14 protein-coding genes are annotated in these 15,117 nt (G+C 40.1%); all 14 read right to left on the minus strand.

Annotated elements, in window-relative coordinates; all coding sequences use genetic code 11:
* Nucleotides 1–581: 581 nt before the first annotated feature.
* The gene (locus tag O7C57_RS19390; RefSeq protein WP_154624771.1) at nucleotides 582–842 is read right to left on the minus strand and encodes an acyl carrier protein; all 261 of its coding nucleotides are present in this window, start codon (nucleotides 840–842) and stop codon (nucleotides 582–584) included.
* Nucleotides 839–2,953, minus strand: a complete 2,115-nt coding sequence (locus O7C57_RS19395; RefSeq protein ID WP_269723458.1) for a hypothetical protein — start codon at nucleotides 2,951–2,953, stop codon at nucleotides 839–841. Before O7C57_RS19395 ends, O7C57_RS19390 begins: the two co-directional genes overlap by 4 nt.
* Nucleotides 2,954–3,052: 99 nt before the next feature.
* On the minus strand, nucleotides 3,053–4,045 hold the full coding sequence (locus O7C57_RS19400) for a hypothetical protein (RefSeq protein WP_269723459.1): 993 nt from the start codon (nucleotides 4,043–4,045) through the stop codon (nucleotides 3,053–3,055).
* A gap of 4 nt (nucleotides 4,046–4,049) precedes the next feature.
* Entirely contained in the window at nucleotides 4,050–5,357 is a 1,308-nt protein-coding gene (locus O7C57_RS19405) for a hypothetical protein (RefSeq protein ID WP_269723460.1), read from the minus strand.
* 21 nt (nucleotides 5,358–5,378) lie between these two features.
* Complete coding sequence (gene sctE, locus O7C57_RS19410; RefSeq protein ID WP_269723461.1) at nucleotides 5,379–7,574, minus strand: type III secretion system translocon subunit SctE; 2,196 nt, start codon at nucleotides 7,572–7,574, stop codon at nucleotides 5,379–5,381.
* A 10-nt stretch (nucleotides 7,575–7,584) separates the two neighbouring features.
* Nucleotides 7,585–8,100, minus strand: a complete 516-nt coding sequence (gene sicA, locus O7C57_RS19415) for a type III secretion system translocator chaperone SicA (RefSeq protein ID WP_154624776.1) — start codon at nucleotides 8,098–8,100, stop codon at nucleotides 7,585–7,587.
* Nucleotides 8,101–8,209: 109 nt separating this feature from the next.
* Nucleotides 8,210–9,313 carry an EscU/YscU/HrcU family type III secretion system export apparatus switch protein gene (locus O7C57_RS19420; RefSeq protein WP_154635689.1) on the minus strand — a complete coding sequence of 368 codons (1,104 nt, stop codon included), beginning with the start codon at nucleotides 9,311–9,313 and terminating at the stop codon, nucleotides 8,210–8,212.
* Between the two features lie 15 nt (nucleotides 9,314–9,328).
* On the minus strand, nucleotides 9,329–10,129 hold the full coding sequence (sctT, locus tag O7C57_RS19425; protein WP_154623043.1) for a type III secretion system export apparatus subunit SctT: 801 nt from the start codon (nucleotides 10,127–10,129) through the stop codon (nucleotides 9,329–9,331).
* The gene (sctS, locus tag O7C57_RS19430) at nucleotides 10,126–10,398 is read right to left on the minus strand and encodes a type III secretion system export apparatus subunit SctS (protein ID WP_154623044.1); all 273 of its coding nucleotides are present in this window, start codon (nucleotides 10,396–10,398) and stop codon (nucleotides 10,126–10,128) included. The genes sctT and sctS overlap by 4 nt, the downstream gene beginning before the upstream one ends.
* Nucleotides 10,399–10,410: 12 nt before the next feature.
* Nucleotides 10,411–11,076 (minus strand): EscR/YscR/HrcR family type III secretion system export apparatus protein, encoded by a 666-nt coding sequence (locus tag O7C57_RS19435; RefSeq protein ID WP_196713916.1) that lies wholly within the window; start codon nucleotides 11,074–11,076, stop codon nucleotides 10,411–10,413.
* A gap of 1 nt (nucleotide 11,077) precedes the next feature.
* On the minus strand, nucleotides 11,078–12,007 hold the full coding sequence (locus O7C57_RS19440; RefSeq protein WP_269723462.1) for a FliM/FliN family flagellar motor switch protein: 930 nt from the start codon (nucleotides 12,005–12,007) through the stop codon (nucleotides 11,078–11,080).
* Nucleotides 12,008–12,009: 2 nt separating this feature from the next.
* Nucleotides 12,010–13,398, minus strand: coding sequence for a hypothetical protein (locus O7C57_RS19445; RefSeq protein ID WP_269723463.1), 1,389 nt, complete (start codon nucleotides 13,396–13,398; stop codon nucleotides 12,010–12,012).
* Nucleotides 13,370–13,825 (minus strand): hypothetical protein, encoded by a 456-nt coding sequence (locus O7C57_RS19450; protein ID WP_269723464.1) that lies wholly within the window; start codon nucleotides 13,823–13,825, stop codon nucleotides 13,370–13,372. Before O7C57_RS19450 ends, O7C57_RS19445 begins: the two co-directional genes overlap by 29 nt.
* Complete coding sequence (gene sctN, locus O7C57_RS19455; protein WP_154623049.1) at nucleotides 13,825–15,117, minus strand: type III secretion system ATPase SctN; 1,293 nt, start codon at nucleotides 15,115–15,117, stop codon at nucleotides 13,825–13,827. The genes O7C57_RS19450 and sctN overlap by 1 nt, the downstream gene beginning before the upstream one ends.

The raw sequence follows: 15,117 nt of genomic DNA on the forward strand, positions 1-15,117 counted from the left end.
CCATCTCCAGATAATGAAATTAATGTTTCGAAATATATATTTAACGAATCGTATATTCTGTGATCGATTTCATGAGATGATAAATTAATGTAATTTTTATTTTATAAAATATATTTTATTGTTATCAACTTATTGTTATATAAAGAACATAAATAAAATTACTCAATTGAGGTCGTTATTTTTCATTTTCTATTTTTTATTATTTTAAAATAAATTTTTCATTTAAATCCTGAAAACACATCGTTTTATGATGACCTGACACCCACTTCCATTCGTAAAATTAACTCGCCCTTTGATAACGATTCACCAATAGCATGACTGTCTTTTGAGTTTTGATTAAATGATCTTTAACCGGCTAAATAGGATTTATTTTGTGACTGTTAATGTTGTGAAAATGCGAGTAGGGAGCTATTTTTTACTATCAATACTAAAAATATTTTTTAATAGAATAAATAAGCAGTTTAATGTGGTTAAAATTTAATATTAATTAGAAAAGAACTTAATATTCATTATTGATAGCGCGCGTGGTTCATCGTTAATATGACCCGGACATCCTTGTCATTCAGGCCATTATATACACACTATTTCAAGGTATTCCCTTGAGAAAGGTAGTCGACAATATCCTGTAATCGATACCATTTTACCCAGATACTATCGTTTAATGGTTGGCCAGTATAATTTTCAATAGCCGTAATTAACTCGAGCATTTCCAACGAATCGATATGCAAGTCTAAAATTAATGCTGAATCCATCTCAATGGGTTTATCGATACCCGAATAGGTGCGGATCGCTTTTATTTGCTCGGTAAGCCATGTTTGATGAATTAAATGACGGGTACTCATGACCCACTTCCTAATTTAAACCGCTGGTCATTGCCGATATAGTGTTTTTTCCGTGACAAATCTCTCGCCTGACCACCTGACGTCGCATATACCCTATTATCCGTATTAACCTGCCAACGATATTTCTTCTCCGTCGTATCACCATCTAATTTTTCCTTCGAGGGCGCTATCTCTCGAATAGGTTCGGCAGGCGCCTTTTCAATCTCAGAAGCTGTCATTGGCTGCTCCTCTACAACCTGTGCCACCTTCGCGTGATAGACTCCACTAATATGCCCCTTTAATAGCGTACTTGCTGTCGATTGCTCGCCCAACGGCTGTTTATTGCCTAACGATTTTTGTGTGTCTAATTCAGGATCTAATGCGTTGTTTTTCAGCTCCATGGCAGAACCCTTCGCGACATCAAGCATATTGCTTAATTCAACGACCACTTGTTTGGCCGTATCCACCAAACGTGAATTGCTCACCGTTTGTATATGAGCATCAAAGAGGTGATCGGTAAGTTGTGTCACATGTTCTTCCAACAGCTGGTCGTCAATGCCATCCACGGCTTTCTGCGGTGGCTCCTTCGGGTTTTGAGCAAACAGTTTTGTACTCTCAGTATTCGAGTCACCCGCCCGATACCGCTGCCTTTCCAAAGGATTTGTACTTTGGTTAAATCCCCGACTGGTGAGCACAAACGGGTTGATTTTTTGGGTGTTTGATAGCCATTTTCCCTCCGCTGTACGTGTATATCCCCCCACTTGTTGCTGTCGAGAAGAGGACGCCGGTGCTTGTTTTTCTTGGTTGGATTGCAGCAAAGGTGCTGCCTTACCCTCTACTGGCTGCCGTGTCGTCTCTGATAGTTCATCACTCGGTTTATCTTTTAACGGCTGCTGAGAAGGCGCGTTATAGTCAGTCTGAACCACATTATTCTGTGGTAACGAGCCACTTCCTTTAACTGTTTTTCCTTCATCGTTGAGCTGAACATGCAATTCAGTTCGGTAGCTTGTCGGCGCATCTGCTGCTGATGCTGCACTTTTGGGCGTAACGGTTTGACTCTGGGCTGTCGGTAACGTGGTGACACCGTCAATGGTTACCGTTGCTGTCGCATTAGCATAATGATTCGACGTATCAGAGACCTTATTAATGCAATGAGGGCATGCATAGTTATTGGTTATATAATAATTATTGATGACCGGTGCTGATGCTTGGTCGCTGGTACGATACGGCATACCATCCACATCATCTGGCTGCGGTGAAGCGGCAGAAGATAGCGGGACATTTCGCTGAGTGACCGGAGGCTTTTCGGTCATTTTTGATTCAGGTGACGACAATGCGGCTGGGGTCGTTGGCACATTCAAACCGATTGTCTCAATATGCTCCTCTAAGGCACGAAATCCTTGTTCCAAGCAGGCATTTTTATCTGCCCAGAGATTATGTTTTTGATAAGCTTGCATCGCGTTATCAAAGCGCGCCGTTTTGCCTTGCAGCAGTGAACCCGTTAAAAAATGAGTGACCAATGTTGCATCATCAACAGACTGTTCAGGCGACAGCCCCGCCATCGATTTTAGTTGGCTATCCGTGTAATTTTCATTCAGCTTTGCCTTGATAGCAGGTGTAACATACTCAGCTAAAAAGCGCTGTTTAAGGGTATTGGCCTGATTGGGCAACTTAGCTAAGATATTTTGTAACTCTTTACTGAGAGATTGACTTGCTACTGCTTTTGACTTCTCCGATGCAGCCGAAACCACTTTTGCCGTATGCTTGATTAAGGCAGGGGTTATTTCCTCTCTATTTAATAATGAAAAGGAGGTTAATACGGCATTAATATGATTTCTATCTTCCTGTAAGATATGATGAATACTCTCAGGAGTGATATGATACTTTAAGGCTTCACTGCCTAACATCTCTGCTATTTTATTCGCTTTAACATCATTCAGTTGTCGATGTAACGCGATACTATCCGCTTGAATAGCCATAGTTTGTTTAGCTTCTAGAGGCGAGGTTTCTGCTACACTAGAAACATTCCCAATATGATTTGCCATGAACATATTTTGGCTAGTGACACCCACTCTTTTAGTCGAATGTGTATCTATATAGCTATTGAAAGGCGCTAATGAATTTGGTCGCATAGAATATTACTCTTCATTATATTTCTATCATTAATATCTGAAGGTAATGAGATATAATATGATTATATCTCATTTAAATAATGGGAAAATTAAAACTAATTAGGTATTGGCAAAAGCAACATTATATTGAAATAGGTCTTTTAATAATTGAATTAACAACTGAGTCAGTGTCTCAAAATGGCTATTATCTTGTCGAAAGGTTTCTAATAAACGCGATACGCTATTATTAACCGCATTCTTTTTACTATCTATCGCCGTTTGCATACTTTGGAAAGTCTGCACCATCATCTCCCCTTCTGGCGTACTCGCCCCCATGATTGGATTAACGGTTTCATAAATATCTTTTATCGGCTGCATATCAGGATAAATATAGATAGTGTGATCTATTTCTTTAACTAAAAAGCCTTGCCCATTCAATTTTTTTTGCCAAAAAGCTAACATACCCGGTTTGCTATCAAAGCGAGCCATTGGCTTAATCACATTATTAATGTTATCTATGCTTAAACTGTGCTCCCAAAAATTTTTAGTGTGCGCATAAGTATAATCTTGCAAACTATCCTTTAGTAAATTAAAAAACTTTTGCTTATTAAACTTAATATAACCATTACTACCACTATCTAAACATTGGCTAATCGCGCCCAACCCCTTATTAACTTTTTCCATAAATTGGGTTGCCGCTTTAGTAATTTCACCAAAACTTTTCTGATAATCTAAATTCACATCGTTAATGACATTAAAAATACTGGTTATATGAGATCGACCATCTTGAATAACCTCCGCAGCAATTTTAGTGGAAGCACTATTATAGAAATCTGTGGTATTTTTTAATTCGCGCTCAACTAAGCGGGATTTTACCTTAATGTCTTCCTCTGTTTCTTGCCTATCTGTGTATTGATAAACTTTATCAGGTACATACATATCATAATATTTTAAAACAGCTTCAGCCTGCTCTTCTGGGTTCGTTGCCCTATCGACCACAAAATTCCCCCCTACTGGGCTGAGCTGTAAATTGCTCTGTGCCATGAGTCTGTTAGCGGAAGTGGTTATGGGATTACACTGTGGGAGCATTGGATTAATTTCACTCATACTCATCGATTTAACCCCTCGTTGCAACAGCTTGGAAAGTTCTGATCTGCCCTTCAATAACGTCTTTAAGGATATCGAATACTTTTTTCATCAGATCCAAAACCGTATCGATCTGCTTCTCTTTATCATTGGCGATAGACCGTGCAGTATCACCAATATCTTGCAAGACCATTTTTTGTGCTTCCAATGCCTTCACATCCATTTGCACAGCAGATGTCACTAGCTGCCCCGCGTTATCAGATAGACGAGTCACACTCTCAATAATGCTGGATTTCTTTTGTGTTTGATTGGTGATTTTATCCAGTTTTGTTTGATGCTCATCTGCTTTTAGTTGACTACGTCTTCCGGCATCTTGGTGACGTAAACTTGCCAAATCATTTTGCTGATTCAGGGCCTTATTCGTCGTTTTGATGGTTGATGCACGACTCAATTCAATCGAATCCTGCGCGCTCGAAGTATGCTGATTCCTTGCTACACCATGCATATTGATCGCTTTCGTTTGCTTCACTAACTGCTTAGTTTGTAATGCCGCTCCCGCCAGCGTGACCCCCATCGATACCGCAAAACCTAATACCGCGCCAAGAAACGCTTTCTCACCTTCTTTGATCGTCGTATCTGCCGCGCTCTGCACCATTTTTGCTTTTAATTTTAAAAAATCGGCTTGCAGTTGGCGGTCTGTCGTATTAATGATCGACTTAATCTGACTCAATAGATTACGTAGCTCCATTAAAATATCGCTACTCATAATGCCGATAAATTGGCTATCTTTTATTGCATCAAAAGACTGAATTCCAAGTTTTACATCTTCACTATTTGCTTGAGCCACTTGCACATCTTTAATTGCAGATGCCGCCAGCATTAAGTTAACCCCTTGAGATAATTGCTTGATCTCACTTTCGTCCAAATTCGCTATCGTTGGAAACATGTTTTCCAACTTGCTATTTTCTTCCGCGATCACTTCTCTTACGGCGTTTTCAACTTTGGTTGCCGTTACCGCAATATGCGCTTGAAGGTTGGCGTAAGCCGATGAAAAACCACCGATCACTTTCGATGTTTCTTCAAGCTCCGCCTTATTCATGTTTTTCGCATCAAACAGGAGCGATGGGTTAACAGTCGCTTGCTCAGGGCGCTTTAATAACGGCTTATCTTGTGATCTTGGTACCGTAATCTCAACGGCATCTCTGATAGAGACTTGCGGTGCAGCGGCTGGTGTTGACAGCGTTTGAGTATCACGACCCGTCAAAACAGCTCCCTCCTCAAGATTGTCTAACTTTTGAGTTGGCATAGAAAACTGCGTTGGTGATGAAATTGTCGTCATAGTAGGGTTCCTTGATGAGAATTAGGCATAATTAGAGAGATTGACTGCACTGGCTTTACGGTCGTTGGATTGTTTCAGTGATGTCAGCGTGTCAGTGAATAGGTGATTAAACACTTCGTATTGCTTTGACAGCATCTTAATCAGGGACTCCAGCAACTCATCGAGAACTTTAATAATTTCATCATTCATCATCATTTTGGCGAATAACTTCTTAAGCTCTCGTAATTGTGCCGCCCCTTCTAAACGTAATGCCCCAACAGTGACCGTGCTTGTTACTGACGTAGCAACGCCAGCCCCTTTCGCGCCGACCTCTACGCGTGACGCTAATAGACTCTGTTTTCCCAGTTTTTTCCCTGTATCAACGATCTCAGCAATATCATCAATCCGATCAGCAGCATTATCGACCACCTTCACCGTATCTTTGACGCTATCTGCTTGCTGATGCATCTTATCAACCGTTTTCACCGTATCTTTGATGCCGTCAGTCTGTTCATTGATCTTATTTACGTTTTTCGCTGCACTTTTCGCACTGTCAGCCTGTTCATGCGTTCTATCGGCTGCTTTCGCAATATTTTTGATATCACGAGCTTTCTTCGCGACCTGATTGGCGGTTTTGACTGTACTTTGCAACTCCTCCGCCGCATCCGTCAATTTAGTCAATTTCGTTAATACCACCATGTCATCCGCGGCTTTACCTAACGTTTTTATTTTGCTAAGTAGCTTTTTAACGAGGTTGATGATCGTATTCGTTATCGCCTTCACTGTGCTTTTTACGACCGTTTTAAGTGAATTTGCCGCCACTTTGGCGACTGTTTTTACGGTATTGGCGATGTTTTTCACAAAAGAGGACATAGAAACCAAAGAGAGGGCCAGAAAAGCGACAGCCGCAACTACCATGCCAACAATGCTACCAATCTTTTTCGCCTCTTCCACAGACATTCCAAACGACACCAGCATATCCGTGACAACATTTGAAATTTCCGTTGCTAGCATCTGCATTAAACTGGCATTACCCGTCTCTTCCAACACGATATCAGTGACCGAAATTGCGATACCGATGGCAGCAACAGCGAGTGTTAATGGGGCAGCCGCGCCGAATGTTGCAACTGTCGCAATAACCGATACTGCTAACATGACGTAGCTAAAAATCTTACTGGCACATGATGCCGCTTTATTCGCAGCGTCAGCTTTATGTTGAGCCTCTTCAGCTTCTTTGGCTTTTTTTTCTGAATCTTTACGAGAGGCTTCGCTGATCTTAGCCATCACCTCTTCCTGCTCTTTCATACTACGAATAGAGTCTTCATTCATCGCTTTTTTCAGCGATGCGGTCAACATCGTTAATAGCGCAAGAGTGTTTTCCCACTTCTCACCATCCACTTCAACAGGGCGAGGGGCGGTATCAATAAAATTATTTAATACACTTCGATCACTATCGGCACTCTGAGCAAGCCCAGTGAGAACCTTATACGCATCTTCAAGTTGTGGACTAAGTACCGCGAGTTCAGCCTCTACCTGACTCATTTGCGCGGTCACATCATTCCGCTGCAAAATAAGCTGTTGCCCTTTTTCCTGTAAATGAGCCAGTTCGGATGTTAGTGTGTTAACTAACTGCGTTAATTGATGAAACTTTGACAATGTCTCTGCTGTTCTAGGTTCTTTTGCTAATGAGGATAGGTTTGATTGTGCCGTGACCAATTCCTTATTCACTGCGTTTTGTTGCTGAGTATTATCATCAATATCGGTCTGTCGCTGATTTTGGGTTACTGTCAGCTTATTTAACCGAGTTTCAACTTTTTCTACTGCTTGTTTAATCGACGCGACTTCTTGTTTTTTTGTTTCCAGTTTTTTGGTACTCTCTGAAAACGAATTTAATAAGGATTCCCCTTGTTGTTTTAGTGCTTCCGATTCAATATTTAATTGGTGCAGTTGATTACGTAATTCATTGATATTATTTTCACCTAATATCTTACGTATCGACGAGAAGGCCTCCAACATGGAGACTCTGGCATTCACCCCTTTTTTCGGTTCTTGCAGTTGTGGCTGGCTTTCTAGCTTACTGCGTTTCATTTGTTCATTGGATGTTAATTCTTCGCATGCAACCTCCATACTTAACACCGCTTTAGCGATGTTTTCCCCCATTTCTAATGGATTAACACCTTGTTGAAAGGCTTTAACTAAACCTATTCTGTCAGATGTTATATTTGTCATTGATGCCATATTATTTCCTCTACTTTATTGAAGAGTCTTCCTGCGCTGAATCAGTCTTTTCAAGATTCTTTTTCAATGCATTAAGGTAAGCCTGCGATTTGGCTTTTAACTCACTATCGGTACTACTGTCACAAACACTCTCAAAACAATGCAAAGCAGCACTACTCTTTTTCAACATTAAATTACATTGGCCTGCATGAAATAATGGTCGATAGTCATGTTTCGCTAAAACAAACGCTAACGCATATAATTCAGAGGCTTTTTCATAACGTTTAGTTAATTGATAAACAGCCGCTAATCCCATGACATAATCGGTATTATAGAAGTCATAAATACTGAGAAAACGAAAAAAAGTCTCCGCTTCTTTTAATTTACCTTGCTGATAAAATTCATATGCATAGGCATAAATTCCATCCATCATATCTTGTGAAATACCATGAATATCTTTATATGTTGAGCCATTCATTAAAGCAGACGTAATACTTTCAAGTAACTCATCCATATCAACGGGTTGTTGCTCTTTTTCACTCTTCATATATTAACCCCATAAGTTATTGAAGATATAAGATGCTCCACAGTGATAGTTGCATCTTAATTAATCAATGTTTAATTCTCTTATAAAAAACGATATTATTAGCAAACAATTAATTTTGGTTATTTTCTTGAGTCACTTCCTCTTCATTAATTAATCTCATCAATTCGTCATCAACAAATATTCCCATTTTTTCTAATTCAATACGTAATAACCAATTAATGATTTGCATAACATCTTGTAAGCAATGTTCATCAATAAAACTGTCTTTTCGATAATAACGCCATATTTTTCGTGCTAATGGAATATCTCTGACAACCGGTATTCCTTGTTGCTCTGCATATTTAATAATCATTTTGGCCTGTAGACCACGACTTTTAAATAATAAAAAAGGTAATGGCGCTATATTATCATCATAATAAATTAACATCGCGATATGGGTTGGATTTGCCATAACAAAGGTTGAATTACGGACATTTGCTTTTACTTCTTCAGACAGTATTTCATGATGCAAACCTTTACGCGCGCTTTTTAAATGAGGATCACCTTCATTATCTTTATACTCTTTTTTTACCTCCTGTTTTTCCATCTTTAAGCCTTTAATAAATAGGAAAAACTCGGTAATGACATCAATAATAATGATCAGTAACGCCACGGCTAAAAAAACCACAACAAAACTCATACAGAGATCAACCCACTGATAAATCATGCCATTTATTGTTGTCCGATAAAGTAAAAAAATATCGTGTCGCCATAAGAAAAAAAAGACACTCGCAGAAATTGAAAAAACAATGAGATATAGAAAGGCTTTAACCAACTCCTTAAGTGAATTGAGCGAAAATATCTTTTTTATCCCAGAAATAGGGTTTAATTTAGAAAAATCAATTTTTATTGCCTCTGTTGCTAAACGAAAGCGGCTCTGTAATAAGGAGATTATTGAACCTGAAAGAAAACTCGCTAATAGCACCGGAGAAACAATCACAAAAAAAATACCAATAAATTCTGAAAATAGCTTATCAATATTAATGTCATTAGGTGATAATAAAAGACGCCTCATCAAGCCCCCAATTTCAAATAAACTGGTGGCGCCTGAAATCACATAGGCACTCACAACTAAAACTAATGCGGCAACACTATCTTTACTTTTAAAACTTTGCCCTTTTTTGGCAGAGTCTTTAATTTTTTTCTCAGTAGGCTGTTCGGTTTTTTCTGCCATCTTATACTCTCTCGATTATGGCATCGAAGAATTGAAAATTTCATTCAGTGTCGAAAGTGAAATTAAATTGACTAAAATTTCTGGTATTTCATTTTGAAAATAGAGTAAAAAGACAATAAATGCGATAATTGATTTGATTGCTAATGATAAAGAAAAGGCATTAAGTTGAGGGCAGAATCGGGAATATAACCCCAGCGCAACTTCACTAATAAATAGAGTGACTAAAATAGGGGATGCTAATGTAACCCCTTTCACCACCATCTGATTAATCCATTCCCCTATAGGTAAACTATTAAATTGAGTGAATCCAGCCGCGAAAGGAAGGGTTTGATAACTTTGAGCAAACGTTTTGACTAATAATACCATTCCCCCCTGCGATAGAAAGATCATACAGATGATATAACTGATGAAGACAGCCAGCTCAGATGATTCACTACCGCTTGCAGGGTCAACAATACTACTGATTGTTTCACCGCGTTGCGTATCAATTAGCTCGCCGATAACACTCGCAATCATAAACGGCAACGCTAACATAAACGCGATCACGACCCCTATCGTCAATTCATAAACAACCACCTCAACAACACTGACATTCTCCCATTGAAATTCATGGGCAGATAAAAAAGGCCATAATCCTAATGCAATATAAATCGTGACACAGCTTTTAATCACGCTGCTATTCAGTAACTTATTACTGAGAAATGGCAGAAAAAAAAGGGTAGGCGCAATTCGTATCCAAGCAATCGCGACGATGGTTAATTGCTGTTGAAACGTAAAATAGAGCGATGAATAAAAAGACAATATATCTTGATTCATCCTAACGACCCTATGGCAGGAATTGCCATTGTGAATACTTCTAGCGCATAGTTCATGACTTTATCAGCCAACCAACCTGAAATCATAAATAAAGAACCAAACACTGCCAGTAACTTAATACCAAAAGGTAATGTTTGCTCTTGAAGTTGCGTCACCGTTTGAATCAGGCCAACAAATAAGCCGACAACCGTCGCAACAATAATAGGAAGTGCCGATAATATAACAATCAGTAACATCGCCTTATTGCTACTATAAATAATTGCATCCATGGCATTTCCTCATTATTGTTGTGCTAATTCAAAGTATTGCATCACTAGTCCTTTGGAAATGAGTGACCACCCGTCAATAGCTACAAATAAAATCAATTTTACCGGCACTGATATAGTGACAGGGCTCATCATCATCATACCGAGCGCTAAAAGAATGCTAGAGATCACCAGATCAATGACCACAAAAGGCAAATAGATATAAAAACCAATTTCAAATGCAGATTTAATTTCACTTAATGCATAAGCAGGTAATAATGAAAAAAGTGTTGTCTGACCCTCTTCTATATAATTAATTTCTTCATTCGTGCCTTTTTGTACGGACTCAAAAAAATTGACGAGTTCAGGATCGGAATATTTTAGTAAATATGCTTTATAACGGCCTAATCCACCTTCAACAAAATTATCGACCGATTCCACACGCGTAAAATCCACCTTTTCTTCACGCATATAATGATTAATATCTTGAACAACGGGCATCATGACAAATAAAGATAACAGCATTGCAATACCGTTTAATGCCATCGTTGACGGTACCTGCTGTACCCCCATCGCATTACGTACCATAATTAATACAATAGATATTTTGAGATAGCAGGTACCTGCCGCAATAAGAAACGGCAGTAATGTAGCAAGAGAAATAACAGCTAATAGCGGAATTTCATTAGATACGATAGACATATTAAAGCCTTCTATCGCCTAAATTGCCAAGACGGGTGATTTCTAAACCTAACTCATCACTATCGCCAATATAGATTAGCTCCCCTTCCGCAATAAACTGTTTATTTGCATAAACTTTAACTTCGCGCTCTTTATTCTCACCAATGGAATATATTGAGCCAAGCTGCATATTCGCTAACTCATTAATCGTGATTTCACTGTGACCTAATACAAATGTCAGTTTGACCGATAACGTATTTACATCAAATGGTTGCACGACTTCATCAATCAGTGCTTCCGTTGACGCCTCAGTGTTATTTTCAGTCTCCGAATCAATCATTTCCTCAATCATAAATTGGCCTTCTTGTTGTTTTTGAAAACGGGCAAACAGACGCCCTGCAATTGACATATGCAGTTGTAATTTTTGGATATACAACACATCGTGTAATTCGATGGATTGCAACAGCTTCACGCTGATATCGCTATGGCCTAATATCCAATCTGCTTGTAATCGCAAACATTCTATAAAACGATTTTCGACTGGTTGCCGTGCTACCCCATTAATTGGAGAGGACAGCAACACTTTTCCTAGGTGAGACTCATGCACACATAACCAATGCTGAGTGACACTCTCATCATCAATAATTTCAATATTTCGGCAACGGAAACGTTCGGAGAAAAAAAGAGTCCTAGGGTATTCAGAATGAAACAAGCTAACCAAATCTGCCTCATTAAGGGCATCCCATGCATAATGTATCAATGTTGGCCAACGATAATCACACCATTCACCGACATGCATGAGCCCCTGTACGGTTTCCTTCTCGCTCACTAACGTCAGACGAAAATAACGCTCCCCTGATTTAGGTACAACGACATCGGCATCAGGTTGATAACGCTGCTGCAAAGCGCGCATTTGCACTTCTCGTGGGCTAATACGACGAATATTCAACATAATTAGTTATCTTCTGGCTCAGTGTGTTCTTGCTGCTGTTGGCGTTGCTTTTCATGCTGCTGACCTTCATAACGAATCGATAAAGGCTGCTCACCACGAAAAAGGTGTTGGTTTTCACGTAATACTTGATGAACTTCCTGACTAGTTGTACTGGCGAGTAACTCTCCACCACGCGGATTCAATTCAAACGTCACCGCGGGACTACTTTGCCATCGACTAAAGGTATAAGTGAGGCTGCGTCCTTCAATTTTTGCGACTTTTTCCGTCATTTGCTCAGTCATCTCAGCCCTAACTTGTGCCGTATTCATCGCCACTGTTGTGGATTGCCGCGCTTGAGCTGTTGTATGAACCTGTATGTTTGCATTCATCGGTGCAGGTAAAGTCCCATTTTGTTGTTCAAGTACATCAAGGCGCTCTGCCAGCGACTGAACCTGAGACACTGGCGTAGACTGAGTACTCTCGGTATCCATTGGCACATTAATCGGTTGTTTAGTTAACGCTGTTCGTTGCTTTTCAAGCGACAGAGAAGGCGCAGTGAACGTATTTAACGTGACATTTTCTGTTGGATGAGCCTCTGCGAAAGCCAATGAAGAGGCATGCTGAGTGTCAGGCAGTGTTGTAGATGACTGAGTCGTAGGAGCAGTTTCAGATAAGATGACAGGCCACTGAACGCCATCCTGTATTTCAGATAACAGGGAGGGAGATTGAATACCATGGTGTATTTTAGGCGTGATGACCGAAGGTTGAGCAGGCACTTGTGACGTCTCAACATGGGTCAAATCAATATTAGTCTGTGGTATATCTCGGGATTTTATCGGCGATAGCAAGTTTGACGAGGCCAATTGCTGAACACTACGTTGTGGCTTGGCTTGTTGTGTCGCTAAAGAAGGCTGCAAGCTGTCGGCAATATTTTTATTGATGGTTTCACCGAATAGCGCCAGTTTCTCTGGGGTGGCTTTTAACTGGCTTTTGGGGAAATGATGCTGTTGAGTGTTATTGAAATTCCCGAATATTCCACCGCCGTCCTTCTGCAACATGCTGACCGTTGCTACCGGTAATATCTCTGCCGCTAAGTGTTCTCCCTGAAAGGTTTCGTCAGCCTGCTTCTCGACATTTAACCCTAATTGGCAAAACGCCATAAGCTTTTCGGCGGTTTCCGTATGGCGTAAGTGAATAGGCAACTGCATCAATAATGGCACGATACACTCTTCAGCCAGCTTTTTACGGTGTTTTTTCGGTGTCGAACGGTGAGCGTGCTTCGCTGCCAATGCTTTCATCTGTTTTTTGAGTACGGATAGATTATCGAGCGGCTTTCCATTGCCGGCTGCCATCGTTTGCTTATCTATCGGTACCACATTAGATTCATTCAGTTCCAATTTTATTGTTGTCATAAACGGACAACTCCTCAATTTCATTTTGTTGCTGACGTTCTAATTTTAAACACCGAGCAATTCGTTGCTGCTTGAGATAATTTCGGAATTTTTCGCACTTGTTACGTAAAGTGAACATACGCTGAACAAGATGTTTTCGTGATTGTTCATATTTGGTTAACTCGGCACTCATCGATTCAATTTGATATTCAAGGTGGGCAATTTCAGCTAACAAGGCGGCTTTTAGTCGCTGACGCTCCCAAAAAGCAACTTTGTTTAATTCCGCCGATAATTCATATAAGCCCATTTGAGTATTCAACACATTAATTCGTGATTGAATGTCTGTACGTTGTTGTTGCAATGCATTCATGAATGATTGCAATTTCAATTGCTCCTGCAAAACGCTTTCAAACCGTTTTTCATTGAGTGCAAGGAGGTCTTTAATCATTAAGATGCCAAATGACTGAGTTGATTTAACATTGCATCAAAATGTTCTGCTTCATTGATTTTTTGTTTTAAAAATTGCTCTATTTCCTCTTTTTTATCTAACGCATTATCATTATCGATACTTTCACCACGCTGATATTCTCCAAGCTCTAAATACAATTGGATTTGTTCTAATCGCGATAACCGCTCACGGACTTTAATCGCGAATTGTTGATGTTTTTCTGTTGTTACTTTCGAGGAGACGCGGCTAATACTATGCAGAATATCAATAGCGGGATAATGCCCTTTTCCGGCTAGCTTATGACTTAAATAAATATGCCCATCTAAAATCGAACGGATCTCATCACCAATAGGGTCTGCTTCATCTTCACTTTCGAGTAACACCGTGTAAAACGCGGTTATCGACCCTTTTTGGAGACGTCCGGGTCGCTCAAGCAACATGGGAAGTTGTTCAAAAACAGATGCGGGGTAACCTCGTCTAGCAGGTAATTCACCCGCAGCTAATGCAACATCCCGTAAGGCTCTTGCATAACGAGTCATGGAGTCCACAAAAAGCAATACATTGCGTCCAAGGTCACGAAAATATTCCGCAATTGTTGTCGCCAGTAAAGCGGCATTACAGCGTTCAATTGGGGGACTATCTGAGGTCGCGTATATTAAAATAGTCTGACCTGCATGAGGTGAGTTTTGCAGTTCATCAATAAATTCAATAACCTCTCTACCACGCTCCCCAATTAAAGCCACCACATGAATATCCGCTTCAGCGTGGTTAATGATCATATTCATTAACGATGTTTTGCCGCTGCCTGCGGCCGCAAAAATACCAATGCGTTGCCCTAACCCACAAGTCAATAAACCATCGATTGCTCGAATTCCAGTAATGAGAGGTTCATCAATAGCGCGCCTTGAGGTGACACTGACAGGTGGGCTATCAATACGCATTAACTTGGATTCATTTAACACACTTTCCTTTGCTGGTTCACCGAGTGTGCCAACCTGCTCACCGGCAGCATCAAAGATTTTGCCAGACAGTTGCTCATTCATTGCAAACACAAAAGATTGTCCTGTTGGGCGGATAACAACCTCACGAGTTAATCCTTGGATTCGACCAATTAAGCTCAGCACTGTCAGCCCTTCTTTAAAGCCGACAACTTGTGCTTTTGCGAGACATTCACTTGAGGCTAAAGAACGTTCAACAATACAAATTTCGCCAATAAAAACACCGTGTAACGGTGCCTCCACCAAACAGCCATGAATGCGCGCTGGGTGCGCGCAGTAATCAAATAGTTTCAT

Source organism: Providencia sp. 21OH12SH02B-Prov (assembly GCF_027362595.1).
In the GTDB taxonomy this organism is placed as follows: Bacteria; Pseudomonadota; Gammaproteobacteria; order Enterobacterales; family Enterobacteriaceae; genus Providencia; species Providencia zhejiangensis.